The organism is Sphingorhabdus sp., from assembly GCF_046292425.1.
Lineage (GTDB): Bacteria > Pseudomonadota > Alphaproteobacteria > Sphingomonadales > Sphingomonadaceae > Sphingorhabdus_B.
This window is the reverse complement of the sequence record NZ_JBKBQV010000010.1, coordinates 1-25225: the sequence shown is the minus strand read 5'-3', so window position 1 is coordinate 25225 and position 25225 is coordinate 1. Positions and strand designations below refer to the sequence as shown.

The 25225-nt window shown below is 53.8% G+C and carries 22 protein-coding genes; 17 read left to right on the top strand and 5 right to left on the bottom strand.

Features of this window, described 5'->3' with window-relative positions; all coding sequences use genetic code 11:
* Genes nuoG through ACK4S7_RS03665 form a run of 12 tightly spaced genes read left to right on the top strand, consistent with a single transcriptional unit; the run spans position 1 to position 12955 of the window.
* Positions 1–2001 carry an NADH-quinone oxidoreductase subunit NuoG gene (nuoG, locus tag ACK4S7_RS03720; RefSeq protein WP_409644626.1) on the top strand — a complete coding sequence of 667 codons (2001 nt, stop codon included), beginning with the start codon at positions 1–3 and terminating at the stop codon, positions 1999–2001.
* Positions 1998–3044, top strand: coding sequence for an NADH-quinone oxidoreductase subunit NuoH (gene nuoH, locus ACK4S7_RS03715; protein WP_409644625.1), 1047 nt, complete (start codon positions 1998–2000; stop codon positions 3042–3044). The genes nuoG and nuoH overlap by 4 nt, the downstream gene beginning before the upstream one ends.
* Positions 3041–3529, top strand: coding sequence for an NADH-quinone oxidoreductase subunit NuoI (nuoI, locus tag ACK4S7_RS03710; protein ID WP_409644624.1), 489 nt, complete (start codon positions 3041–3043; stop codon positions 3527–3529). The genes nuoH and nuoI overlap by 4 nt, the downstream gene beginning before the upstream one ends.
* A gap of 12 nt (positions 3530–3541) precedes the next feature.
* Positions 3542–4162 carry an NADH-quinone oxidoreductase subunit J gene (locus tag ACK4S7_RS03705; protein WP_409644623.1) on the top strand — a complete coding sequence of 207 codons (621 nt, stop codon included), beginning with the start codon at positions 3542–3544 and terminating at the stop codon, positions 4160–4162.
* Positions 4159–4464: an NADH-quinone oxidoreductase subunit NuoK gene (gene nuoK / locus ACK4S7_RS03700; RefSeq protein WP_409644621.1), complete on the top strand. Its 306-nt coding sequence runs from the start codon at positions 4159–4161 to the stop codon at positions 4462–4464. The genes ACK4S7_RS03705 and nuoK overlap by 4 nt, the downstream gene beginning before the upstream one ends.
* Positions 4465–4470: 6 nt before the next feature.
* The gene (nuoL, locus tag ACK4S7_RS03695) at positions 4471–6531 is read left to right on the top strand and encodes an NADH-quinone oxidoreductase subunit L (RefSeq protein WP_409644620.1); all 2061 of its coding nucleotides are present in this window, start codon (positions 4471–4473) and stop codon (positions 6529–6531) included.
* Positions 6531–8090, top strand: coding sequence for an NADH-quinone oxidoreductase subunit M (locus ACK4S7_RS03690; RefSeq protein WP_409644619.1), 1560 nt, complete (start codon positions 6531–6533; stop codon positions 8088–8090). Before nuoL ends, ACK4S7_RS03690 begins: the two co-directional genes overlap by 1 nt.
* Positions 8091–8092: 2 nt before the next feature.
* Positions 8093–9535: an NADH-quinone oxidoreductase subunit NuoN gene (nuoN, locus tag ACK4S7_RS03685; protein WP_409644618.1), complete on the top strand. Its 1443-nt coding sequence runs from the start codon at positions 8093–8095 to the stop codon at positions 9533–9535.
* Positions 9502–10248, top strand: a complete 747-nt coding sequence (locus tag ACK4S7_RS03680; RefSeq protein ID WP_409644617.1) for a biotin--[acetyl-CoA-carboxylase] ligase — start codon at positions 9502–9504, stop codon at positions 10246–10248. Before nuoN ends, ACK4S7_RS03680 begins: the two co-directional genes overlap by 34 nt.
* A 12-nt stretch (positions 10249–10260) precedes the next feature.
* Entirely contained in the window at positions 10261–11043 is a 783-nt protein-coding gene (locus ACK4S7_RS03675; protein WP_409644615.1) for a type III pantothenate kinase, read from the top strand.
* Positions 11043–12686 (top strand): ribonuclease J, encoded by a 1644-nt coding sequence (locus ACK4S7_RS03670; RefSeq protein ID WP_409644613.1) that lies wholly within the window; start codon positions 11043–11045, stop codon positions 12684–12686. Before ACK4S7_RS03675 ends, ACK4S7_RS03670 begins: the two co-directional genes overlap by 1 nt.
* Positions 12683–12955: a DUF1467 family protein gene (locus tag ACK4S7_RS03665; protein ID WP_409644612.1), complete on the top strand. Its 273-nt coding sequence runs from the start codon at positions 12683–12685 to the stop codon at positions 12953–12955. The genes ACK4S7_RS03670 and ACK4S7_RS03665 overlap by 4 nt, the downstream gene beginning before the upstream one ends.
* Positions 12956–12958: 3 nt before the next feature.
* Here ACK4S7_RS03665 and ACK4S7_RS03660 read toward each other — a convergent pair whose 3' ends face one another.
* Positions 12959–15244 carry a hypothetical protein gene (locus ACK4S7_RS03660; protein WP_409644611.1) on the bottom strand — a complete coding sequence of 762 codons (2286 nt, stop codon included), beginning with the start codon at positions 15242–15244 and terminating at the stop codon, positions 12959–12961.
* A 70-nt stretch (positions 15245–15314) separates the two neighbouring features.
* Here ACK4S7_RS03660 and ACK4S7_RS03655 point away from each other — a divergent pair, with 70 nt between their 5' ends.
* The 4 genes from ACK4S7_RS03655 (at position 15315) to ACK4S7_RS03640 (ending at position 19262) form a co-directional block, all read left to right on the top strand.
* Positions 15315–15626 (top strand): Hpt domain-containing protein, encoded by a 312-nt coding sequence (locus ACK4S7_RS03655; RefSeq protein WP_409644609.1) that lies wholly within the window; start codon positions 15315–15317, stop codon positions 15624–15626.
* Between the two features lie 80 nt (positions 15627–15706).
* The gene (locus tag ACK4S7_RS03650; protein WP_409644608.1) at positions 15707–16912 is read left to right on the top strand and encodes a hypothetical protein; all 1206 of its coding nucleotides are present in this window, start codon (positions 15707–15709) and stop codon (positions 16910–16912) included.
* Positions 16913–16968: 56 nt separating this feature from the next.
* Entirely contained in the window at positions 16969–17919 is a 951-nt protein-coding gene (locus tag ACK4S7_RS03645; RefSeq protein WP_409644607.1) for a hypothetical protein, read from the top strand.
* Positions 17874–19262: a sensor histidine kinase gene (locus ACK4S7_RS03640; protein ID WP_409644606.1), complete on the top strand. Its 1389-nt coding sequence runs from the start codon at positions 17874–17876 to the stop codon at positions 19260–19262. Before ACK4S7_RS03645 ends, ACK4S7_RS03640 begins: the two co-directional genes overlap by 46 nt.
* On the opposite strand, the gene ACK4S7_RS03635 is transcribed toward ACK4S7_RS03640, so the two are convergent.
* Entirely contained in the window at positions 19263–20549 is a 1287-nt protein-coding gene (locus ACK4S7_RS03635) for a citrate synthase (protein ID WP_409644605.1), read from the bottom strand.
* Between the two features lie 255 nt (positions 20550–20804).
* Between ACK4S7_RS03635 and ACK4S7_RS03630 the strand changes: the two genes are divergently transcribed.
* The gene (locus ACK4S7_RS03630) at positions 20805–22952 is read left to right on the top strand and encodes a ComEC/Rec2 family competence protein (protein WP_409644604.1); all 2148 of its coding nucleotides are present in this window, start codon (positions 20805–20807) and stop codon (positions 22950–22952) included.
* Here the strand turns inward: ACK4S7_RS03630 and lexA are convergent.
* From lexA to moaC, 3 genes are all read right to left on the bottom strand, one after another.
* Positions 22949–23635: a transcriptional repressor LexA gene (gene lexA, locus ACK4S7_RS03625; protein WP_409644603.1), complete on the bottom strand. Its 687-nt coding sequence runs from the start codon at positions 23633–23635 to the stop codon at positions 22949–22951. The two genes, ACK4S7_RS03630 and lexA, sit on opposite strands and share 4 nt — an antisense overlap.
* Before the next feature lie 91 nt (positions 23636–23726).
* Entirely contained in the window at positions 23727–24908 is a 1182-nt protein-coding gene (locus tag ACK4S7_RS03620) for a molybdopterin molybdotransferase MoeA (protein WP_409644602.1), read from the bottom strand.
* Positions 24905–25225: cyclic pyranopterin monophosphate synthase MoaC (gene moaC / locus ACK4S7_RS03615; protein ID WP_409644601.1), on the bottom strand; the 321-nt coding region annotated here is incomplete at its 5' end. The genes ACK4S7_RS03620 and moaC, both read right to left, overlap by 4 nt.

Below are 25225 nucleotides of genomic sequence, written 5' to 3'. Positions count from 1 at the left end.
ATGCCTAAAGTCACCGTAGACGGATTGGACATCGAAGTCCCTGCAGGCGCGACCGTTTTGCAGGCGTGTGAGATGGCTGGGAAGGAAATTCCGCGCTTTTGCTATCATGAGCGGCTTTCCATCGCGGGCAATTGCCGCATGTGCCTGGTTGAGGTTGCCCCCGGGCCGCCAAAGCCTCAGGCGTCTTGCGCGCTGCCTGCGACTGAAGGCCAGATCATCCGCACTGACACGCCAATGGTAAAAAAAGCGCGCGAAGGTGTGATGGAGTTTTTGCTCATCAACCACCCGCTCGATTGCCCGATTTGCGACCAAGGTGGCGAATGCGACTTGCAGGATCAAAGTGTTGCTTACGGCCGTGGTGCTTCGCGATTTGAGGAAAACAAGCGCGCGGTGACTGAAAAATATATGGGGCCGCTTGTCAAAACAGCAATGACCCGTTGCATTCAGTGCACCCGCTGCGTCCGCTTTGCCGAAGAAGTGGCTGGCATTGAAGAAGTCGGCGCGATTGGTCGCGGCGAGAATATACAGATCACGACTTATCTTGAGCATGCCATGCAAAGCGAGCTTTCAGGCAATGTTGTCGACCTGTGCCCAGTGGGTGCGCTGACGTCCAAGCCTTATGCATTTGAAGCCCGTCCGTGGGAGTTGAAGAAAACGCCAAGCATTGATGTCATGGACGCCGTGGGCACAAACATCCGTCTCGACAGCCGGGGCAGGGCCGTTTTACGTGCATTGCCCCGCATCAATGACGATGTGAACGAAGAATGGGCGTCGGATAAAACGCGCCATGCCGTTGATGGCCTAATGCATCGCAGACTGGACAAGCCTTATATCCGTAAAGACGGGAAGCTCGTCGCCGCTAGTTGGGGCGAGGCCTTTGAGGCCATAAAGGCACATTGGACCGGCGAAGCAGCCGTATTGGCCGGCGATCAGGTCGATTGCGAAACCATGTTCGCAGCGCGTGAATTAGCTGGCACCAAGATGCTTGAAGGGCGTCAGACCGGCCTGGCTTATGACACATCCTCGCTTTCAGCGGTGAACTTCAACACGACGATTGCTGGCATCGAAAATGCTGATGTGATCTTATTGGTCGGCAGCGATCTTCGGCGTGAAGCACCATTGGTGAATACGCGAATTCAAAAGGCGATCCGGAAGCGAGGGGCCCGGGTCTTTGCAATCGGCCCGGTGACTGACCTGACCTATAAGGTTGAGTGGTTGGGCGATGACCTGAGCGCGCTTGGAAAAGCACCTAAGGCCCTTGCTGAGGCACTGAAGACGGCCGAACGGCCAGCGATCATCGTTGGTGGCGGTGCGTTGCGCTATGACGGCGTGCATGGTGCGGCGTTGGCCTTAGCCAAAAAGTTCAAGTTCGTTCGTGATGGCTGGAACGGTTTCAACGTTCTGCATTTTGCTGCGGCGCGAATGGGCGGTCTTATGCTTGGCTATGCGCACGAGGGCGGCATTAAAAAGTTGGCGGAGTCTTCGCCAAAATTGGCGTTCTTCCTTGGCGCGGACGAGGTTGACTACAGCCTGTTTGGAAACAGCTTCAAAGTCTATGTCGGCCACCACGGCGACAATGGCGCGCATCATGCAGACGTTATTTTGCCGGGCGCTGCCTATTCCGAAAAATCGGGCACTTATGTAAACCTTGAAGGGCGCGTTCAGCGTGGCGAACGTGCCGTCTTCCCGCCTGGTGATGCGCGGGAAGATTGGGCGATTTTCCGCGCGCTGTCCGATGTCTTGGGGAAACGCCTGCCATTTGACAGTCTTGACGCTTTACGCGCAGAAATGGCGACGGCTGTACCTGCGCTTGGTGTTGAGGGCTTGGCCGATTATGGTTGGTCTGAACCTGTCTTGCCGGCCGGGGTTAGCGGCAAAATTGCGGATTATCCTATCAAAGATTTCTACCTCACCAACGCCATCTGCCGCGCGTCGGAAACGATGCAAAAATGCTCGGCAGAATTGGTGCACGGCACGCATTATCTGGAGGCGGCCGAATGACTTCCTTCTTCCAAAGCCTTGGCATGAGCTACGAAGCGGCATGGTTCATTGCGACCATTGCAGGCATATTGCTCATTGCGTTCCCGTTGATGCTGGCCGTAGCGCTTATTATTTATTCGGAACGCAAATTGTGGGCAGCATTCGCCTTGCGTAAGGGACCAAACGTGGTCGGCCCCTTCGGTATCATGCAGTCCTTCGCCGATGGCCTCAAGGTATTCTTGCAGGAGACCATCATACCAAGCGCGTCGAACCGTGGATTGTTCCTGATTGCGCCCATCATCACCTTCACTGTCGCGTTGATGGCTTGGGCAGTTATTCCTTTCGCCAGCGGCGTCGTGTTGTCGGATATAAATGTTGGCCTGCTGTACATTCTCGCGATCAGCAGCCTTGGCGTTTACGGCGTCGTCATTGCGGGTTGGGCTTCCAATTCCAAATATCCATTTTACTCGGCTATGCGCGCTGCTGCGCAAATGATTTCATATGAAGTTTCCATTGGCTTTATTTTGATCAGCGTCGTTCTTTGGGCAGGCACATTCAACGTTGGTGGCATCGTCGAAGGGCAGCGCGGGCACATCTTGGGCTTCATCAACGCTTATGCATTCAACCCGCTGCTGTTCCCGATTGCCATCATGTTCCTTATCAGTTCGATGGCCGAGACATCGCGAGCCCCGTTCGATTTGACAGAGGCCGAGGCTGAGCTGGTTGCGGGTTATCAGACGGAATATTCGTCGATGGCCTTTGCATTGTTCTGGCTGGGTGAATATGCGAACGTCCTGTTAATGTGCGCGCTAAATGCGATCCTTTTCTGGGGCGGATATTTGCCACCCTTTGATTGGGCTCCGCTTTATGCCGTTCCAGGTATCATCTGGTTCTTCCTTAAAATTCTGCTCATGTTTTTCATCTTCGCATGGGTGAAGGCGACAGTGCCGCGTTACCGTTATGACCAATTGATGCGATTGGGCTGGAAAGTATTCTTGCCGATCTCGCTGTTGTGGGTCTTTTTGGTGAGCGGCTATCTTATGTTCACAGGGCATTTCGCATGACCACAATTACGCATCTCATCAAAAGCTTCACATTGTGGGAATTCGTCAAGGCGCACATGCTGACCTTGAAATATTTCTTCAAACCGAAGGCTACGATCAACTATCCTTACGAGAAGAATCCTTTGAGCCCACGCTTTCGCGGCGAACATGCGCTGCGCCGTTATCCAAATGGTGAGGAACGCTGCATCGCGTGCAAATTATGTGAAGCAGTGTGCCCGGCGCTGGCCATTACGATTGAATCCGAACCACGCGAAGATGGCAGCCGCCGCACAACGCGTTACGACATCGACATGACCAAGTGCATTTATTGCGGCTTTTGCCAAGAGGCATGCCCCGTTGACGCCATCGTCGAAGGTCCGAACCTCGAATTCGCAACTGAAACGCGTGAGGAATTGCTCTATGATAAAGCCAAGCTCCTCGACAACGGTGCCAAATGGGAGCGGGCAATTGCCGCGAACCTTGCCGCCGATGCACCCTATCGTTAAGGGCGACGCATCATGATTCAGCTCGTCGCATTCTATATTTTCGCAAGCATCGTCATTGCGTCTGCTGCGATGGTCATCTTCGCGCGTAACCCAGTGCACAGCGTGCTCTGGTTGATTGTTGCATTCTTTAACGCAGCAGGCCTCATGGTCCTGATCGGTGCTGAGTTCATCGCGATGCTATTGGTTATAGTATATGTCGGTGCGGTTGCAGTGCTGTTTCTTTTCGTGGTCATGATGCTCGACATCGACTTCGCCGAATTGCGAGCGGGCTTCGTGAAAAACGTACCACTTGGGTTGTTACTGGCGGTGGTGTTGGTTGCTGAACTGGTGCTTGGAATTGGCGCGTTTCAGGCTGGCGCTGTTCAGTTGGGTACACCTGAGACAGGCGTTGCGACAACATCAGCCACAGTGCCCAACATCGAGGCGATCGGCCGCCTGCTTTACAGCAAATATGTGTTCCTGTTCGAAACCGCGGGGTTGATCCTATTAGTAGCCATGGTCGGCGCTATTGTTCTGACCCACCGCCGCAGCCACGGCACGCGGGGCCAGAATATCAGCAGCCAAGTGCAGCGCCGTCCTGAAGACGCTACGCGTAATGTTAATCAGCCCGTCGGGCAGGGGATTGAGCTGTGATTGGTATTGAACATTATCTCGTGGTCAGCAGCATCCTGTTTGTGTTGGGCGTGCTTGGCATATTTCTGAACCGTAAGAATGTGATCATCATATTGATGGCGATTGAACTGATCTTGCTCGCAGTGAACATCAATCTGGTCGCATTCAGCGTGTTTTTAGGTGACCTGACCGGGCAAGTCTTCGCGATGTTCGTTTTGACTGTCGCTGCCGGTGAGGCCGCGATTGGGCTTGCCATATTGGTGATTTATTTCCGCGGCCGTGGCACAATTGCCGTTGATGACGTCAACCGGATGAAGGGGTAACATCCAGTGACTGCAATACATATTATCGTATTTCTGCCACTTCTGGCTGCGCTGGTCGCAGGCTTAGGGCAGCGGTTCATTGGCGCGTTGGCGGCAAAGACGATCACAACTGCTGGCTTGTTCATTGCGTCTTTCCTGAGCTGGCCAATATTCATCGGGTTCCTGAACGGCAGCGAGACTGCTTATGTGCAACCCGTGATGACATGGGTGCAGTCGGGGGATTTGACTTTTGACTGGGAATTGCGCGTCGATGCACTGACCGCTGTCATGCTCGTGGTGATCACCAGCGTATCTGCGCTCGTCCATCTGTATAGCTGGGGCTATATGGAGGAAGACCCCGATCAGCCGCGCTTTTTTGCGTATCTGTCGCTGTTTACCTTTGCAATGTTGATGCTGGTTACGGCCAACAATCTTGTGCAAATGTTCTTCGGTTGGGAGGGCGTTGGCCTCGCGTCCTATTTGCTGATTGGTTTCTGGTATAAGAAGCCAAGCGCGAATGCAGCGGCCATCAAGGCATTTGTAGTCAACCGCGTTGGCGACTTGGGCTTCATGCTCGGTATCTTCGGCATATTCTGGTTATTCGGCACTGTTTCCATTCCCGAAATTCTCGCCGCAGCGCCCGATATGGTAGGGTCAAGCATTGGCTTCCTTGGTCTGCGCGTTGATACCATGAGCTTGCTGTGCATCTTGCTGTTCATTGGTGCCATGGGGAAATCTGCGCAGCTTGGCCTCCACACTTGGTTGCCTGATGCTATGGAAGGGCCAACGCCAGTATCGGCCCTCATCCACGCAGCAACCATGGTGACTGCCGGCGTGTTTATGGTGTGTCGCCTTTCACCATTGTTCGAAACGAGCCAGTTTGCGCTCAATGTGGTGACAATTGTTGGAGCGACGACAGCCATTTTCGCCGCGACCGTTGGCCTGGTTCAAACAGACATTAAGCGCGTCATTGCTTATTCAACCTGTTCGCAACTCGGATATATGTTCTTTGCCGCAGGAACCGGCGCATATGGCGCGGCGATGTTCCATCTGTTCACTCACGCGTTCTTCAAAGCGTTGCTGTTCCTCGGCGCTGGCTCGGTGATACACGCGATGCATCATGAACAGGACATGCGTTATTATGGCGGTTTGCGGAAACATATCCCGCTGACCTTTTGGGCAATGATGGCCGGGACACTCGCTATTACGGGAGTTGGTATTGTCGGGCTTGGCGGATTTGCTGGTTTCTATTCCAAGGATGCGATCATTGAAGCCGCGTTCGCCAGTGAATCCACTTATCATATGTATGGCTTTGCCATTGGTGTGATCGCTGCACTTTTGACGAGCTTTTATAGCTGGCGTCTGATGTTCCTGACCTTTTTCGGCAAACCGCGCTGGATGCAATCGGAACATATTCAACATGCCGTGCACGATCATATCGAGCATAATCCCCCTGCGCAGGAAGATTCCGGAAGCGACCACGGCGGGCATGCGCATACTGCCCATGGCGATGAAACCGGCGGATATCATCCGCATGAAAGCCCCTGGTCCATGCTTGTTCCGCTGGCTCTGCTTACAGTAGGGGCTGTATTTGCGGGGTTCGTGTTCCACAACCAGTTCATTGATGCAGCGGCTGGAAGCGCATTCTGGGCCAATAGTACGCTCTATTTTAACGAGCATCTAATGCATGAAATGCACGAGGTGCCGTTGTGGGTAAAACTTTCATCGACAATCGCGATGCTTATTGGTCTGACCACGGCCTACTTTATGTATCAACGCTCTGAGGACGCGCCACAGCGTTTGGCCACGACCTTCGCACCTATCTATCGTTTCTTCCTCAATAAATGGTATTTTGACGAGCTCTATAACTTCCTGTTTGTGCGTCCTGCGTTCTGGTTCGGACGCCTGTTCTGGAAACAGGGTGACATCGGAATCATCGACCGTTTTGGGCCAAACGGTTCCGCAGCCTTGGTTTCCTTTGGCAGCAAAATGGCTGTGCGGATGCAGTCGGGTTATCTTTATACATATGCGCTTGTGATGCTTCTTGGACTGGTCATCGCGGTTAGCTGGATGATGGTGAGAGTGTAATGAACGCCGCGGATATCCCTGTACTTTCGATTATGCTGGCCATTCCGGTGGTCGCGGCAGCGCTGTGCCTGTTCGTGCGCGCTGAGCTTGCGCGCATTCTTGCGCTGGCGGCGACATTGTTGAACCTGGTCCTGGGTGTTGGTCTCTGGCTTAGTTACGATCCAGCAGGCGCGCAGTGGCAATTTACAGAAAGCGCCACCTGGTTTGGCCCTATTGGTTGGCGGCTTGGAATTGACGGTATTTCGCTGACGCTTATCATGCTGTCTGTCTTTCTGATGCCGATCTGCATTGGCGCAAGCTGGACCTCGATTCAGAAACGGGTCGGCGAATATATGGCGGCGTTTTTGCTTATGGAAACGCTGATGATTGGCGTCTTCGCGGCGCAGGATTTGTTGCTGTTCTACATCTTCTTTGAAGCTGGCTTGATCCCGATGTATCTCATCATCGGTATCTGGGGTGGGCAGGACCGCATTTACGCCTCTTACAAATTCTTCCTCTACACATTGCTTGGTTCGCTAGTGATGCTGATCGCAATGCTGTGGATGATACAGTTTGCTGGCACTGCAGATATCCCGACATTGCTGAACACCGATTTCCCCGCAGAGGCCCAAAAGTGGCTTTGGTTTGCCTTTTTCGCATCCTTCGCAGTGAAGATGCCGATGTGGCCAGTTCACACATGGCTGCCGGATGCGCACGTTCAGGCACCGACCGCTGGTTCGGTCATACTTGCAGGCGTGTTGCTCAAAATGGGTGGCTATGGCTTCCTGCGTTTCTCAATGCCGATGTTTCCGGAGGCAAGCGCCGACTTCATCCCGCTTGTCTTTGGACTTTCGATGGTTGCCGTGGTTTACACATCCCTTGTTGCACTTGTGCAGCAGGATATGAAAAAGCTGATCGCTTATTCGTCGGTCGCGCACATGGCAATTGTGACGGTTGGTCTGTTCACCTTCAACCAACAAGGTATCGAAGGGGCGATCATCGTTATGTTGAGCCACGGACTGGTATCGGGTGCCCTCTTCTTATGCGTTGGCGTCATCTACGACCGCCTCCATACCCGCGAGATTAGCCGTTATGGCGGACTGAGCGTCAACATGCCCAAATATGCCCTGCTGTTCATGCTGTTTACAATGGCAAGTGTCGGCCTGCCTGGCACCAGTGGCTTCGTTGGGGAGTTTTTAAGCCTTGCCGGCGCTTACAAGGTGTCGACCTGGGCCACGTTTATCGCAACCACCGGGATCATCCTGGGGGCTGGTTATATGTTGTATCTCTACCGCCGCATTGCTTTTGGTCCGCAGGCTAACGCCGATGCGGCCGCAATGTCGGACGTAAATAGCCGCGAACTTTGGCTGCTCGCGCCGATTGCCGTGGTCGTCTTGTGGATGGGCGTATACCCCGAAACATTCCTCGCACCCATACGCCGCGACGTTGCAACGATTGTGGAACGCGTCGAACGCGCTGCACCCGCCGGTGACAGCAAGCTGAAATTAGTGGACCCGACAACTGCGCGTTACCGCGTGGTGCATAGTCCCGAAAAAAATGTGGCTGAGGGGAGCCATTGATAATGGAACTGAATGCTTCTCTCGCTTTGGTCCGTCCAGAGATCGTCCTGAGCTTCTCGGCGCTTGCGTTGCTGCTACTCGCCGCGTGGCGTGAACAGGCGGGACGGTTAATTAGCATATTGTCAGTCGCAGCGCTGGCCGCTGCTGCGGCGTTCGTTATAAATTTTATGATAAACCGTACAGATGCATCCGTTTTTGATGGCCTTTTGGTCAATGATGCGTTTGGCAACTTCTCCAAAATACTGATCTTCATCGCAGCTGCTATTTCGTTGATGATCGCGCCGCGTTTCCTGGAAAAAGCCGGCGCCATGCGGGCCGAATATCCAGTTCTTATCCTGCTCTCCTGCGTCGGCATGGGCGTCATGGTTTCAGCGACCGACCTAATTTCCTTGTATATCGGCCTCGAACTTCAAAGCCTTTCAGCTTATGTTCTGGCAAGTTTCGTGCGTTCGGATGGTCGTTCCGCCGAGGCCGGCCTGAAATATTTCGTTCTTGGCGCACTTGCCAGCGGCATGCTTTTGTTCGGAGCGTCTTTGGTTTACGGGTTTGCAGGTTCGACAAGCTTCGCGGCCGTCGGTGCCGCCATGGAAACTGAAGTTGGCCTTGGCCTGATCTTCGGGATAGTGTTTATTTTATCAGGTCTCGCCTTCAAGATCAGCGCCGCGCCCTTCCACATGTGGACGCCCGACGTATATGAAGGTGCGCCAACGCCTGTGACCGCCTTTTTCGCGAGCGCACCAAAGGTCGCCGCCATCGCATTGACCATCCGTGTGGTGCTTGAGGCTTTTGGATCGCAAATATTGGTCTGGCAGCAGATCATTATTGCGGTCGCATTGATGTCAATCATCATCGGCGCAGTCGGTGCCATCGGCCAACAAAATTTGAAGCGACTAATGGCTTACAGCTCGATCAACAATGTGGGCTTCATCTTGATCGGTCTTGCTACGGGCACTGAACAGGGCATTGCAGCAATGCTGGTGTATTTGGTCATCTACGTCGCGATGACCCTAGGCAGTTTTGTCTGCCTGATGCAGTTTAAAGACCGCGACGGTGCATATCGTGAGGAATTTGCCGACATCGCAGGTCTATCAAAGACACGCCCTGCACTTGCGGCGGCTTTGGCGATTTTCATGTTCAGCCTTGCGGGTATTCCACCATTGTTCGGCTTCTGGGGCAAGCTGGTGGTCTTTAACGCCGCCGTTGCCGCTGACCTGCTGCCGCTCGCCGTGATCGGCATCACAGCTTCTGTAATTGGCGCTTTCTATTATCTGAAGGTCGTTAAGGTCATGTATTTTGATGACGCTGCCGATGTCATAGTCGAAAGTGACGACAAGGTACTTGTCTGGACCGGCAGCGTGCTCGCCGCGGTGAACTCGCCTTTGGGCTACTTCGCGATACCTGCTCTAGGGGTTTGGACAGCTTATGCGGCAAGGGCGCTGTTCTGAAGCCGACATTCGAAGAAGTTGCGCTCACAGGATCAACGAACGCAGATCTCCTGTCGCGCGCGGTGCATGGCGCACCTGAGGGATTATGGCTTCGTGCGGACGCACAGGATGGCGGACGCGGCCGACTTGGGCGCGACTGGGAAAGCCCTAAAGGCAATTTGTTCGCCAGCACGATTGTCCGACTTCGCGAGAACGATCCGTCGCCTGCCAGTCTCGCCTTTGTCGCTGCAGTTGCGGTATTCGATGCGGTACGACATATGGCGCCGGAAGTCGGGATTGCCCTCAAATGGCCCAATGATGTTCTGACAATCGATGGCGCAAAATTGTGCGGCATATTGTTGGAACGCACAGGCGACGCGGTAGTGGTGGGCATTGGCCTTAACCTCGTCTGGCACCCGCAAAATTTGGATCGCAAAGTATCTGACCTTTTGACGCTCGGTGCGACACCACCTGATGCACAATCGGCAGTAGAGATCGTTGCAGAGTCATTTGACCGCCATCTCGGCACTTGGCGGCGATCGGGGATGATAGCAATTGTTCGTCAATGGGAAGCACATGCCCACGCTCGCGGAACCGGCCTGTCTGTTGCGTTGCCTGACGGGGAATATCTGCAAGGCTTGTATGCCGGCTTGGATGACTCAGGCGCCTTGCAGCTTCGCTTGGCGGATGGCTCAATTCGTGCCATTCACGCCGCCGACGTTTTTCTCATTTAACAGGGGTGAGCTATGCTGCTCGCGATTGATACGGGTAATACCAATGTAAAATTTGCGTTGGTGGATGATGCGGGAACAATATTGCAACGGTGGCGTATCGCGACTGATGCGCGCCGCACGTCAGATGAATATGCCGTCTGGCTGGATCAGTTGATCCAAATGGCCGGTTATCGTCGTACAGACATCAATGCAGTTATCATTGCGACTGTTGTTCCCCGCGCTTTGCATAATCTGCAGTTGCTGGCCACGCGCTATTTCGGATGTGAGGCATTAGTCGCAGGGCGGGGACCTGTTGGTTGGGGAATTCAGTTGCAGGTCGCAGAACCGCATGCCGTGGGTGCTGATCGCGCCGTCAACGCAATCGCGGCACAATCGCTTGCCGAAGGCCACAAGATACTGATCAGTTTTGGAACGGCAACGACCTTTGACTATATCGGCCCGGATGGCTCCTATCGTGGCGGGAGCATTGCTCCGGGGGTTAATCTGTCGCTTGATGCCTTATACGCCGCTGCCGCCATGTTGCCGCGAATTGCAATCGAACCGCCGCCAAATGAAAGCGTGATTGGTACAACGACTGTTGGACAAATGCAGATTGGCATCTATTGGGGCTATGTGGCGATGATCGAGGGGATCCTCGCACGGATGAAGGCTGAAATTGGCGAACCTGTATCGGTTATTGCGACCGGCGGTTTGGCCATCCTGTTTCAGCAACATGGCCATTTATTCGACCGGGTAGAACCCGATTTGACGCTGCGGGGGCTGGCGCTTTTGTACAGAAATAGAGAACTTACCTAATGACGACCCCAAAAAATGAACTTCTTTTCCTTGCCCTTGGTGGATCAAATGAAATTGGCATGAACGTCAATTTGTATGGGTGTCAGGGTAAATGGGTGATGGTTGACCTTGGCCTGACATTTGCGAATTCCGAATATCCCGGTGTTGACCTTGTCCTGCCAGATTTGGAATTTATCGAAAAGCGCAAGGATGACTTGCTTGGTATAGTGCTAACCCACGGTCATGAAGATCATATTGGGGCAGTCGCTTATTTCGCGGCAGACCTTGGCGTACCTCTCTACGCGACACCTTTTACGGCCACTTTGATCAGAGGCAAGCTGGAAGAAGAAGGCATCGCTGACATCATCGAGCTGAATGTCATCCCGATGGAAGGCGCATTTTCGTTGGGGCCGTTTGATTTTAAATTAGTCACGCTGGCGCACTCCATTCTTGAGATGAGCGCGTGTCTGATCAACACGCCGTATGGCAAGATATTCCACACTGGTGACTGGAAACTGGACCCCCGCCCGGTACTGGGCACACCATCGACTCAAGAGGCGCTGACTGCAATCGGTGACAGCAAAGTGCTAGCGATGGTATGCGATTCAACCAACGTCTTTAATCCGGAAACCAGCGGCAGCGAAGGCAGCGTAAAGGATGACCTGCTAAAGTCGGTCAAGGCAGCCAAGGGTAGGGTGGTCGTCACCACCTTCGCATCCAACGCCGCTCGTTTACAAACTCTGGGTGAAGTGGCGCGCGAAAGCGGGCGCACTTTGTGCTTTGCGGGTCGTTCGCTACACCGGATTATTGAAGCGGCGCAGGCCAACGGTTATCTGAAAGATATGCCAAAAACCGTCGAAATGGAGAGCGTCGACAGCCTGCCGCGTCATGAGGTTATCGTGGTCGCCACTGGCGGGCAGGGCGAAGCACGTGCGGCGCTGGCACGTATTGCAGAAGGGAATCACCCAGTGAAGCTGGAGGAAGGCGACACAGTCATTTTCTCCTCAAAGCAGATCCCCGGGAATGAAATCGCAATCGGCATCATCATGAACAAGCTTGCCGAACGTAACATATTGACGGTCACCGAAAAGCAGGCACATGTGCATGTGTCTGGCCACCCCGGCCAGCCCGAGTTGGCCGCACTATATGATTGGGTCCGTCCCGACGTCCTTATCCCTGTCCATGGCGAACGTCGTCATATGGCCGAACAGGCGCGGTTTGCGCGTGCCCATGGCGTACCTAAAGCTATCGTGCAGTCAAATGGCGACGTCGTCCGCTTGGCGCCGGGCCAACCTGCGATTATCGGCAAGGAACGCACAGGTCGTTTAATCCTGGATGGTGATACCATCATCGCCGCCGACGGCGCGACATTGAACGAACGCCGCCGCCTGTCCTGGTATGGCCTGATTTCAGTCGCCTTCGCGCTTGATGGCAAGGACCGGATGCTTGGCAACCCTGAAATCCGGTTGCACGGCGTGCCAATCGAAGAAGATCTGGACGATTTTCTCGAGGAAGCTACCGCCGCTGCGGTGAAAGCGGTGAAGGATCATCGCGGCGATTATGATAAGTTGCGCGAAACGGTGCGTTTGGCCGTGCGCCGTGTGGCGGTGAGCTGGACCGGCAAGAAACCTATCGTTGATGTTTTAATTGTGGAGACCGCATGACCTGGACATCGATTATCGCCATATATGCGTTGTTTTGGGTTATGACAGCGTTCGTTGTCCTGCCCATTGGCGTACGTACGCATGATGAATTGGGTTTGCCCAAAGTGCCGGGACAAGCTGACAGCGCCCCCGGCAATTTTCAGCCCGGCACTATATTGCTGAGAACGACGATGCTGTCTGCGGCATTATTTGCGCTATACTATGCAAATTACACCTATGGCTGGATCAACCGCGACAGTTTTGACAGCCTGTTCAATCCACCCGCTTGAATCTCACTTGCGCAACCGCTCAATGGCTTGCGCCAGAGCTACGTACAGCTTGCCGATGTCCGATGATAGCAAGGTGACGCCAATAGCATTTCCGTCCCTGGTGCTGAGCAACAGGCGCATAATGCCCTCGAAATCGTGGACGTAGCGGTTTACATGTTCCCGGAATTCATTGTCTTCGCCATAATGTTTGACGATAATCTTAGCTTCACCTGAATCGAGCAAACGAACAGCGCGGCGGGTAAATATGCCCCGATCTCCCTTAAGATATGCGGCCCAGGCTGTATCCGTAACATCGTTCGACAATATCTTCGCTACATCTATGGCAGTTGAGTTCAATGACTCGGTCAGCAGGACCATCCGACGGGCAAAGCTGTCGTCGTGGACCGATTCAAAGCTGTTCTTCGAATCTGCGATGCGGCTTTCGAGGCTCGTTGTCATCTCGTCGAGTTCGCCGAGATGTTTCACCACCATGGAAGATGCAGTTTCAGCAAGTTCTATGTTGCGGGCCACAGCCTCTTGAACAGCATCGTTCATTGACGCAACCTGTGCGTCCAGGGCGTTCGCGAGGGCCACCCGGTTCTGCTCGGTCAACTGCTCCGCAATATGTGCAAGCTCGTCATCAAGTATTTTTCGGCTGCTTTCGGCAGCGGCGCGTGTTGTTTCACGAACGCGCAAAAGCGAAGAGACTAGCCTGTCATTTGCATCGTTGGACATTTCTTCCAGCAATGCCTGCGTCTGCTTCAGTGACGCCCCAAGGGCATCAACCTGCTCATGACGGGCGGCAAAATGGGCGTCGCTTTCAGCCATGAGAGTGCCAACGGCGTCATGTTGTGTGGCGATAAGCTGTTCAAGGGATTGAAGCTTTTCAAGGATTATGTCGCTCATATCCTCAAGCGTTTCAGCATTGGATAGTGCCAACTTGACCTGCTCTATTCCGTCAATCATGCGCACGTTGAGGCTGTCCATGGCCGCCGGAATATTCTGGCTGATTTCTTGGTTTGCAACGCCAAGCGAATGAATCAAACTTTCCGACTGCGCAATAAGGTCGGCGGTAATGTTCTGGTTTTCGGACAGTGCCGAACCGACCGATCGCGTGCTTTCGTCAAGGGCCGATACAGCAAACGCCAGTTTCGACGTCTGATCAGTTGCCGCGCGGTCAACCTCGGATATTTGAGCGGCACTGGTCTGGATATGCGCGCTAATTGCAGCAATCATGTCCCGAATGCGCTGGTCTTCCTGTTGTGATTGCGCCTCGATGTCAGCCAGCGCCTGCCGCAGGTCAGCAAGGCTCGCTTGGATATTTGCATTGCTGCCCGCCAAAAGCCTGTCGACATCTCCAGACGCTTGCGCAATGCCACTTGCGATAGCCTGAGATGCGCTGTCCATGAGCGTTGCCATTTCGGCGCTGCGGTCCAAAGCCTCGGCACTCTTATCGTCGAGAAGCTTTGCGCTGCTGTTCAAAGACTGTTCAAGTCTTACAGACAGGTCATGGGCTCGGGTTTCGACATTATCGATATACTCGCTAACCGATTTACCCGCGTCGCTCACCCGTTCAAGCGTTGCAATTAAAGCCTTGATCTGAAGTTGTGCGCTATTGCCTGCGCCACCTATCTGGTTTGTGACGTCTTTTGCCGCACTGGTCACCACCGGCAAATGTTTACGCAGCTGTTCAAGGTTTGTATTTGCTGCGTTGCTTACTGCCTCAAGTGTCTTTGCCTTGTCGTCGCTGTCTGCCAGGGCCGCCGAAAGCAACTGTGCAGACTCGACGAGCTTTTGCGAGGATTGCCGACCAACGGTTTCAAGCTCACGGGCATTTTGAGATAAAAATTCCCGTGCGAGCGCAATCTCTTCGTTCACGGTACGCATGCGCGATGCCAGTGCATCACTTTCGGTGCGAAGTAATACCGCGACCTTGCCGAAACGCGTTGCTTCCCGGCTGCTGTTCCGCATTAATAATAGCCATAGAACTGCAATCAGCAACGTGGGGCCAGCCCATGTTGCCAATAAAGTAACGATCCGGTCATTAGCGATACCGGCTTGGGCCTCTGGCCAAAAGGTCAGGCCAAAAAATGCCGACCACCCAACAAACGCCATCAGGAGCAGGACCGGAGCAACAAATCGTACCGCACCGACTCGGGGCGAGTTCTCATCCGCATAATCCGGATATTCCGGGACATAGTCATCGTCTGCTGCTGAATCCCCGGTCTCGTCCACGGCCAGAGCAGCAGTTTCATCTTCGGTTTCAGTCACTTCGCGGTTCAAGCCGACGATTTTGGAGCGGATGGTCATGAAGTGCTATTTAACACATTATTTGTGTAGAGAAACGCAAACTTAACGATGTCGCGGGTACGGTAATGAAATGTCCGTAGATTATGGCTCATTTGACACAGCATTGAAGGCCGCCGTCGGCGACGACACGGCTTTAATGGCAGAACTGCGCCTTTCCTTCATCGATAGCGCAAAGCGGCAAATCAGTTTGCTATCAAGGTCGCGGTGCGACGCCAATTGGCAATATTCAAGCTGGCGACTACGTGGATTGGCCGCAAGTTTTGGCGCGACTCAGTTGATGGCGTTAGCCGACGAGGCGAGCGACGGCGCCCCTGGTGACCCGGTTGTGGTTCGGAAACTCAATAATGCGATTCAAGCTATTGAGAGCTTTGCCACGCAATAACGTGCCAGTCGCAATATTTCTGTTGGCAAAATAGGTCCATCATTCATATCGGACACATGCTGTCCGCTCGTAATCAGAATATGCCTAATATTGCTCTTCTCTCGGTGTCGACGGATGGCGGCGCTGGACATGACTTGTCAGCAGGCGCTGGGCGTCAGGATCTGGCCGGAGGATCATTGATTGAATATCAAATAACGACGCTGGCCCGTGCCGGAATAGCCAGGTTTCTTATTGAGGTTGAAAATGTCGATGGTTCGTTAATTGCCTTGGCGGATCGGTGTCGCGTCAAGCGCCTGACGGTCGACTTCATCCGGTCAGGCTCGGATATCCAGAGGTATCTGGAACCGGGAGACCGCATATGGGTTCAGTCCGGGCTGCTATATGTGCAATTGGGATTGGTAGAGACACTGTTGAGGACAAACGATAACTTTGTCGCAACGCTGGATGGCCGTGATGAAAACGCGGCGTTTGAACGTATTGATTTGAACACGCGGTGGGCTGGCGTGTCGGTCGTCGCGGCGGACACTATAGCCTTGCTGAAAGATTTGCCTGACGATTGGAGTATTATATCCTCGTTATTGCGTCAGGCGATTTTGGCCAAAATTCCTTTTCGACCTTTGTCTCAACAACATGTCCATAACGGGACGGTCACTGTACTGACTGGTCCACATGATTTTTCTGAGCTCAACCGCCAAATACTCCGGCGACGAGTTGCGAGCCGGTCTGGATTTGTCGAGGCACAGGTGTTCGGGCCGATACTGGCGCGTCTTGTTCCTGTCATTTGGCAGAGTCCAGTGGCCGTCACTGTTACCAGATACGCCAGTTTGGTATTGGCTATGATTGCCGTTGCGTTGGCATTTGGCGGCTTTGCTACAGCGGCAAGCGTGGCGGCGTTTATGACGATAGCAGCCAATTCCCTGCGCCTTGCAGTTACGGATGATGCCGACGGCGGTAACCAAATTCAGGGTCTGTCTCTGATAACATGGGCGTTAATCATATTTGCCATGTTTGTTGCGGCGTACATGCTGTCAACATACCGCGACGACGGCCTTTTCGCAGCATTCGCAGTTTCGGCGCTTACGCTTGTAACTCAGAAACTGTCATTGACGGGTTGGGCCAAACAAATGCTTCACTCACCGGCGGCGTTGGCGGCGTTTGCGGCGATTGGGTCTGCATTTTTCGGGATTATCCCCGCATTACAGTGGATTGCGGTGTTACAGCTAGGGGTCTTGCTGATCGTACATTTTCGGAACGACGTCAGCGCCAAAAAGGCAAAGCAAGCTTAAAGCCGCGTTAACCGAAAATCCGTATAGGGGTGGCTGTTAACCACACGGGATTAGCGTTGAATCTATCGCTTGGCCATAATGAAGACCTGCTTTCTGTCGCGACTGCCCATGCGCGCGACGTTGACGCTTTGTGCCTTGATGTGGCGGCCATCATCTTTCCTTCCGCTACGCACTCGCCATCGGAAGCTACGATTAGTGCGGTATCGGTCAAGCTGCTCCAAATTGTCCGTGACATTGAAGTGAGACTGGCAGGTGAGGCGCGCGAGCCGAAAACTTGGCCGCTTCTGGTGCGTTCGGGCTTTCTGCGGGAAACGGCCTTGGTCGATTTCGCAATGGCCCGGGTTGCGGAGGACAGGCTGGATGCACAGCTTGGAACTGGCCAGCCAGCCTTTGTAACCGGACTTTTGGATCACCCTGAATCGAATGTCGCTGACGCCGCACAGATATTGCTGGCGGCGGACAGTCTACACCTGCGCGCCCAAGGTCGAACTTATTTGAACTTGCCACCGGAATTACTTCATAAAAGCTGTTGGCGCGTTGTGGCAGCGCTCGAAGTGTCTCAAGGCGAAAGGTCCGAAGACATTATAAAAGCTGCCGACATTCTGATCGCCTTATATGACGAAGCAAGAACAGCGCCTGCCGCTGCCCGCAAAATTGTTCACTTCCTGAACGACGATATGCGGGGTGAATTGCTGGATCCCAAAAGATGCGGCGTACATCTGTTCGTTGCACAGTTGAGCGCAACGCTCAATTTGGAACACGATCACATATTGCGGATAATGGACTTTGAATCTGCTTTTGCGTTCATGATCATACTCGCGGCAATGGGGATATCAAAGGCCGATGCTTTGCGGATCCTATTGGATCTGAGAAGTCACACGCTAACCCAGCGCGAGGCACATGTATTTGAGACAAGCTATGCGGGCATAACCCGTCAATTGGCACTTGATACGGTTGCCTCATGGTCCGCATCCCGTTTGTCACTGCTTACGTTCGGTTTAAGATGACGGGAACGGCAGCTTTGACGCGCCCCGTTACAGGGGAATTGTCGCGAGAAGGCCATCTGTTACGCGCCGACGAAGCGTTGGCACGCCTTCATTCTCGTGCAGGTGGCTTGAATGGCGGTATTATTGCTTGCCCGGCCTTGTTCGGGCTCGTCCAAATCGTCTCGCGGCTACAGATGCGCCTTGCCCGCGCTGTGACAGTATCGGATGGTTCTGATAACATTGAATTATGGGTAGAGGCCGAGCCGGCGGGAGAGACTGTTCGCATCGCTATATTGAGCTGGCGAAACAAGGCCATACGCGATGTGATGGTCACGGCCAAGGTAGATTGGGCGGGCGCCGCTGGCGAAACGATCACACTCCAATTCGATCGATACCTCAGGCTTGTGCGCGCTGCCGGTCCAGTGGACGATGTGATTCATCAGGAGGATTTCGGTACGACAGCGCGTGAACTAATGTTGCGTCTGCTCGGTACCGATGCCGCGAGCTATCTTGAGTCGATCGAGAGTTTTGCCGCCACTGGCCGCTTGCGGACGCGTTTGGCTGACAAGAATGATGTCCTGCTTTGGGGCGAACCAGTAGCGGATGAGACGGGGACGATTACCGGGTACACACTTAGGTTTACCAAGGCACCGTCGGGATCATCAATCGGATACAAAAAAACGCAGGAATTAGATCCAAGTTCGGTCTTCGGAAAAAATCTTGCTCCGGTCCTGCAGCGGCCTTTAAGTCGAATTATTGCAAACGCCGAGACAATTGGCAGCGAACTTCTCGGGCCCGTCCGGCATAATTACGCAACCTATGCTCGCGACATTGCCAACGCGGCGCGCCACCTGACCGCTTTGGTCGAAGATTTAGGTGACTTGGAGGCCGTAGAACGGCCCGGGTTTACTACGGCCCCTGATAAAATAGAACTGGGTGACATGGCGCGGCGTGTGGCTGGACTTCTGGCGCTGAAAGCCGCTGATCACAGCATAAACCTGAAAGTTCCAGACGAAAACATGAAGGTAAACGCGACTGCAGAATTCAGGCGGGTCCTGCAGATTATGCTGAACCTGGTTACAAACGCCATTCGCTATTCACCCGACGGAACAGAGGTGACGATCGATATATCTGCCGAGCAAAACTGGTCCTTCATATCGGTATCTGACCAGGGGGGCGGCGTGCGTGCGGCAGATCGCGAACGGATATTCCTGAAATTCGAACGGTTGGGCCGCTCGGGTGACGGTGGAAGTGGCCTTGGTCTCTATATTTCCCGCCGTCTGGCCAGAGCTATGGGCGGTGAGCTTACAATTGGAGACGCCGAAGGCGGAGGCGCAATATTTACGCTCCGCCTTCCACGATAATCAGCGAGCGTCCAGCCCGGGATAAGACCGGAAATTTGGACCAGTATACAGCTGGCGCGGGCGACCGATCTTCTGCGCTGGATCAGAAATCATTTCATTCCATTGAGCCACCCACCCAACTGTGCGCGACAGAGCGAACAATACCGTGAACATTTCGGTCGGGAAGCCAATAGCAGACAGGATAATACCCGAATAGAAATCGACATTGGGGAAAAGCTTTTTCTCGATGAAATACGGATCGTTCAGGGCCATTTCTTCAAGCTGCATTGCCACATCGAAAATCGGATCGCTGATGTTTAGCTCAGCGAGAACTTCCCGAACGGTCTTTTGCATGACCGAAGCGCGCGGATCGTAGTTTTTGTAAACTCGGTGACCAAAACCCATCAAACGGAACGGGTCATTCTTGTCCTTTGCCCGCTCAATATAATGCGGAATGCGGTCAGGCGTGCCGATTTCGCGCAGCATGTTCAGCGCGGCTTCGTTGGCACCGCCATGTGCCGGGCCCCAAAGGCATGCAATACCGGCGGCGATGCAGGCAAACGGATTTGCCCCAGATGATCCAGCCAAGCGAACGGTCGACGTCGAGGCGTTTTGTTCGTGGTCAGCATGCAGGATGAAAATCCGGTCCAAGGCACGTTCGATGACAGGGTTTACAACATATTCTTCAGCAGGCACGCCAAAGGTCATGCGCAGGAAGTTGCCTGTGTAGGACAGGCGATTGTCTGGATAGACAAAGGGTTGTCCGACCGAATATTTATACGCCATAGCTGCAATGGTTGGCATTTTGGCGATCAAGCGATGGCTTGATATCATCCGGTGTGTTGGATCGCTAATGTCGGTCGAGTCATGGTAGAATGCGGAAAGTGCCCCTACGACCCCGCACATGATGGCCATTGGATGCGCATCGCGCCGGAAACCACGGTAAAAAGTAGCCAACTGCTCATGCAGCATCGTGTGCCGCGAAATTGTGTGGCTGAAGTGGTCGAGTTGTGCCTTGGTAGGCAGTTCGCCGTTCAGCAATAGATAGGATACTTCCATAAAGCTGGATTGTTCTGACAGTTCTTCTATCGAGTATCCACGGTGCAATAAAACACCTTTGTCACCATCAATGAATGTAAGTGCGGACTCGCAGCTAGCCGTCGACGTGAAGCCTGGGTCAAATGTGAAATGGTCGGACGCGGCATACAGCTTGCGGATGTCGATCACGTCGGGGCCTTCCGAACCCGTCATGATGGGCAAATCATAGCTGGTTTCGCCCACTGTGAGCGTTGCGTTCTTATCGGCCATTTTCAAACTCCATATCCTGCTAGTCAGTTAAACGGGCTGCCCTTTAGTAAGGCATGTTTTTTCTATTAGATACGGGACGCGGAAAACGCCCGTGACGACAAGTTGAGGCCCTTCAAGTGCCAATATTTCGTGGGGAGAAAATGGCTATGTCGTTGCCTAGCCCAATGGTAGGAAATTCCACGGGCGTCAAGGCAAACAATAGCTCTGCTCCTACCAACAATTTGCGCATTGCTGCGTGAATGTTAAACACCTGTTATGAAAGCGGAATGTGGAAGCTCAGGCGGGAACGGGACGGTCCAATCGGACGCACTGCAGGCGCAATTGCAGGTTGTTGAAAACTGGCTCGACCGGGAACGTGACCAATTACCGCTTTGGTTGCCGGTTGGTATCGGATTCGGGGTCGCGATCTGGCAATTTTTTGGCCTATCTGGAATAAATGCACTTGCACTGTCATGCGCTTCCTTAATTCTGTTCGGGATGTTGGCTCCGCCCAGTAGCCGGTTAAGGCAAATCATTAAAATGGTTGCCATCACGATATTGGTCGGGTTTTCCCTGATTGCATTGCGGTCAACGACAGTTGCCCAGCCGGTTTTAGGAAAAATATGGATCGGCGAATTCTATGGAAGAATTGAAGCGGTTGAGAATATCTCGGCTCGGAAGGTTTTTAGACTTCGGCTTGCCACCCGCGGCGATTCAGAATTGCCGCCTTATGTTCGGGTCAACCTCTCACCCGAACAATATCGAGATACGTTCCAACCGGGTGCGATTATTCGAATAAGAGCCCGCCTGTTGCCGCCGGCTGGCCCTGCCTTGCCGGGTGGATATGATTTCGCTCGACGTGCATGGTTTCAACAAATCGGCGCAACGGGAACTGCATTGGGGCAGGTGCAGCTATACCAACGGGCGAACGGTGGCCCGTTGTTCGCGGCAAAGCGCGCGGCGTTAACCACCCACATCCTGCAATCAATGCCGGATGGAACAGGCGCTATCGGCGCCGCCCTTGTCACCGGGGACCAAGGGCATATCAGCGAAGCAGATGCGCAAGCCATGCGCGACAGCGGGTTGGCCCACTTACTGTCTATCAGTGGATTGCATGTTACTGCTGTCGTCGGATTTATCTTTATTGCTGTAGGCCGCCTGCTGGCTCTGTCGCCATGGCTGGCGTTACGTATACCCATTCCAATTTGCGCAGCGACTGCGGCTGCATTCGGCGCAATTGCATATACATTGTTGGCTGGGGCGGAGGTGCCAACAGTGCGTTCATGCATTGCTGCGCTCCTTGTCCTGGCTGCACTGGCCATGGGGCGGGATGCGTTAACCCTGCGACTGGTGGCATTCGGAGCACTGGTTGTGCTGATATTTTGGCCCGAAGCAATGGCGGGGCCGAGTTTCCAGTTGAGCTTTGCTGCCGTGGCAACGATCGTTGTCATACATGAAATTCCAGCGGTGAAACGCCTGACTGAAAAGCGCGACGAACCCCTCGTTCGCCGGACGTTGCGCGCTTTGTGTTCGCTGATCCTAACTGGACTGGCTATTGAACTTGTACTTACGCCCATTGCCCTGTTCCATTTTCACAAGGCCGGGCTGTATGGTGCGATTGCCAATGTGGTTGCCATTCCCATGACGACATTTGTCATCATGCCGATGGAAGCATTGGCGCTGATTTTCGATGTATTGGGTCTTGGATGGCCCTTTTGGTGGATTGCAGGGCAGGGCATCGCTTCCATGCTCGGATTGGCGCATTTGGTCAGTAGCCTACCCGGCGCGGTCACCATGATGCCCGCTATGCCTGTCTGGGCCTTCGGCGCTTTCGTATCCGGTGCGCTCATATTTGGATTGCTCACGACGCCCGCTCGATATGCTGGCATTCCTTTATGCCTTATCGGGACAATGGCGATGGTGATGGCGCCGCGACCCGATATCCTCGTCACCGGCGATGGTAAACATTTGGCTTTGGTCAGCCAGAATGGGAACGTGGCCTTGTTGCGCGGACGGGCTGGCGATTTTGTGCGCGGCATGATCTCCGAAAAAGCGGGAAGCAATGCACAGGCGACACCCATTGAAGCATGGCCTGGTGCTCGATGCACGCAGGACAACTGCGTAATAAGCCTGATGGTTGAAGGCCGTGTTTGGGCTGTATTGGCGACCAGAACGGCGAACCATGTACCTTCCATGGAAATGGCTGCCGCCTGCAAGCGGGTCGATATTGTCGTTAGTGACCGATGGCTACCAAAAACGTGCCAACCAAAATGGGTAAAGGCCGACCGCCGATTGCTGGATCAAAGCGGCGGCCTGGCCTTTTATCTGTCCGATCAACGCGTGGAAACCGCAAACGGCAACAGCCGTCATATGCCCTGGATGCAGGCCGCTATTGCAGCGCGGAGTGCGACCACAGCAGATTAATGATATCTGCGCAATAATCCCGCTAATTTGCCCTGCACCTCAACCTCGTGTGGGGCATAATATTGCGGTTCGTAACTGCCGTTGGCGGGATCAAGGCGAATCTGCTGTCCTTCGCGACGAAGATATTTCAAAGTCGCCTCTTCACCACGAACTAAAGCCACCACAATCTCGCCGTCGCGTGCAGTGTTTGCCTTACGGATCAAGGCATAATCACCATCCAAGATTCCCGCTTCGATCATCGAATCGCCAGACACCTCAAGCGCATAATGTTCACCCGCACCCAACAATGCCATTGGAACAGATAAAGAATTCTGGCCCTCAAGCGCCTCAATTGGAACACCCGCAGCAATTTTTCCGTGAAATGGAATTTCCATGACGTCATTGGCGGCAATCGGAATCTGAATTTGTGGTTTGCTTTCCCTGGCTGCCGAAGGAAGCTTGGTCACATTATCGCCCCGCACATTTCCGCCCTCTGGCAATTTCATAACTTCAAGCGCGCGTGCGCGGTTAGCAAGACGGCGAATAAAACCCCGTTCCTCCAATGCTCCAATAAGGCGATGCACCCCCGATTTGCTTTTAAGGTCCAGCGCTTCCTTCATCTCCTCAAACGACGGGGAAATGCCGCTTTCATCAAGTCGCTGGTTGATAAACACGAGCAGTTCGTGCTGTTTTGCCGTGAGCATATTCAGGGTTCCATCCTGTTGAACATGAATGGAACGATTAGAGAACAAAAGAGGTTAGGTCAAGTAAAATCAACGAATTTGGTCCAAAATATCAGGGCAACCGCAGATATTCGACAATTGAGCCCTTTGGTCGTGGCGGCGCGCCTGTTGAACGAGGCAACAAGGCGTTTGCTCTCGCCAAAGTCGAGGTCAAGCCGCTGTCCTGAGGGGAAAGTGGCGTAATGGCCGATCCGTTGACCTTGGCGCGGAGAAATTCCGCCCTTGTTCCACCTGCGGGTAAATCGACCGTGGTTATTGCTTCATACAGTAACGGGAAGGGTGAATCGCACCCCGCCATGTACCTTACCAAAGGCAACAGGAATAAAAACGACGTTACGAAAGCCGATGAAGGGTTGCCTGGGAGACCCAACACCACACAATCGCCAATTTTTCCTGCCATAAGTGGTTTTCCGGGACGCATGGCAACTTTCCAGAAATCCATTTCAGCCCCAATATTCAGTAGCGCCCTTTGGACCAAATCATGGTCGCCAACAGAGGCACCGCCTGTCGTGACGATGATGTTTGCCTGCTTTGCCAGTGCGGCCAGACTTGCTTCCAGCTCTGCCAAATTGTCGCGAATGATGCCCGCATCTTCCACGTCACAAGGAAGGTTTGACAGCATAGCGGCCAACATCGGGCTGTTGGCCGATGGGATTTGCGCCGAATTGCACACTGAACCTGGAGCGACTAACTCGTCGCCCGTTGCAACGGTAGCGACCTGCGGCCGACCTCCCACGACAAGCTCACCGTATCCAGCCATTGCAGCCACTGCAACGGCGCCTGCGTCTAACACAATTCCTTTTGGCAAGACGATATCGCCTGTCGCGAAATCACTTCCTTTTCGCCGGATATGAGCGCCAGCCAACGGAACCACCTTATGGGTTGCACTCAATGAGTCGCCTTCGCGCTCGGCATCCTCCTGAATTAAGATGCTGTCAGCGTGGTCGGGGACATGTGCGCCCGTAAAAATGCGAACTGCTTCGTCCTTATTTAACGTTCCGCAAAACGGGCGTCCCGCCGCGCTTTCGCCTGTCACACGCCATGGCCCGGGAAAGTCAGTGCTCAAGATTGCATATCCGTCCATCGCAGACAGGTCGGCCGCAGGTTGGGTGCGGGTGGCGACGACGGCTGTGCCTAAGAAATGGCGCACGGCTTGCGCAAGTGGCAGTGCTACCGTTGGTAGCGGCGAAGCCAGCGCGAGCAACCTCGCCTGAGCTTCGTCGACCGAAATCATGCGTGCCAGTCGCCGGTCTTGCCGCCGGTCTTGGACAGCAGGCGTATGTCCGCAAGAACCATAGATTTGTCGAGTGCTTTGGCCATATCGTACAAGGTCAGCAAAGTGACGGAGACAGCAGTCAGGGCTTCCATTTCTACCCCTGTGGGCCCGTTCAGTCGCACGCGCGCTTCGACACGGATAGCGGTGGGCTCATATTCGAATTCTACGCTGATCTTCGACAACATAAGCGGATGGCACAAGGGAATAAGGTCGCTCGTCTTTTTAGCCGCCATGATACCGGCAATTCGAGCGGTGCCCAGAACATCGCCCTTTTT

Bases quoted from the DNA above. Each gene is read 5' to 3' on its own strand.
- ACK4S7_RS03675 (WP_409644615.1), top strand. From the start codon at position 10,261: ATGCTGCTCGCGATTGATACGGGTAATACCAATGTAAAATTTGCGTTG.
- ACK4S7_RS03670 (WP_409644613.1), top strand. From the start codon at position 11,043: ATGACGACCCCAAAAAATGAACTTCTTTTCCTTGCCCTTGGTGGATCA.
- ACK4S7_RS03630 (WP_409644604.1), top strand. From the start codon at position 20,805: ATGAAAGCGGAATGTGGAAGCTCAGGCGGGAACGGGACGGTCCAATCG.
- ACK4S7_RS03690 (WP_409644619.1), top strand. From the start codon at position 6,531: ATGAACGCCGCGGATATCCCTGTACTTTCGATTATGCTGGCCATTCCG.
- ACK4S7_RS03665 (WP_409644612.1), top strand. From the start codon at position 12,683: ATGACCTGGACATCGATTATCGCCATATATGCGTTGTTTTGGGTTATG.
- lexA (WP_409644603.1), bottom strand. From the start codon at position 23,635: ATGCTCACGGCAAAACAGCACGAACTGCTCGTGTTTATCAACCAGCGA.
- ACK4S7_RS03640 (WP_409644606.1), top strand. From the start codon at position 17,874: ATGGTCCGCATCCCGTTTGTCACTGCTTACGTTCGGTTTAAGATGACG.
- nuoH (WP_409644625.1), top strand. From the start codon at position 1,998: ATGACTTCCTTCTTCCAAAGCCTTGGCATGAGCTACGAAGCGGCATGG.
- nuoG (WP_409644626.1), top strand. From the start codon at position 1: ATGCCTAAAGTCACCGTAGACGGATTGGACATCGAAGTCCCTGCAGGC.
- ACK4S7_RS03655 (WP_409644609.1), top strand. From the start codon at position 15,315: ATGTCCGTAGATTATGGCTCATTTGACACAGCATTGAAGGCCGCCGTC.
- ACK4S7_RS03650 (WP_409644608.1), top strand. From the start codon at position 15,707: ATGCCTAATATTGCTCTTCTCTCGGTGTCGACGGATGGCGGCGCTGGA.
- ACK4S7_RS03620 (WP_409644602.1), bottom strand. From the start codon at position 24,908: ATGATTTCGGTCGACGAAGCTCAGGCGAGGTTGCTCGCGCTGGCTTCG.
- ACK4S7_RS03635 (WP_409644605.1), bottom strand. From the start codon at position 20,549: ATGGCCGATAAGAACGCAACGCTCACAGTGGGCGAAACCAGCTATGAT.
- nuoN (WP_409644618.1), top strand. From the start codon at position 8,093: ATGGAACTGAATGCTTCTCTCGCTTTGGTCCGTCCAGAGATCGTCCTG.
- ACK4S7_RS03660 (WP_409644611.1), bottom strand. From the start codon at position 15,244: ATGACCATCCGCTCCAAAATCGTCGGCTTGAACCGCGAAGTGACTGAA.
- nuoI (WP_409644624.1), top strand. From the start codon at position 3,041: ATGACCACAATTACGCATCTCATCAAAAGCTTCACATTGTGGGAATTC.
- ACK4S7_RS03705 (WP_409644623.1), top strand. From the start codon at position 3,542: ATGATTCAGCTCGTCGCATTCTATATTTTCGCAAGCATCGTCATTGCG.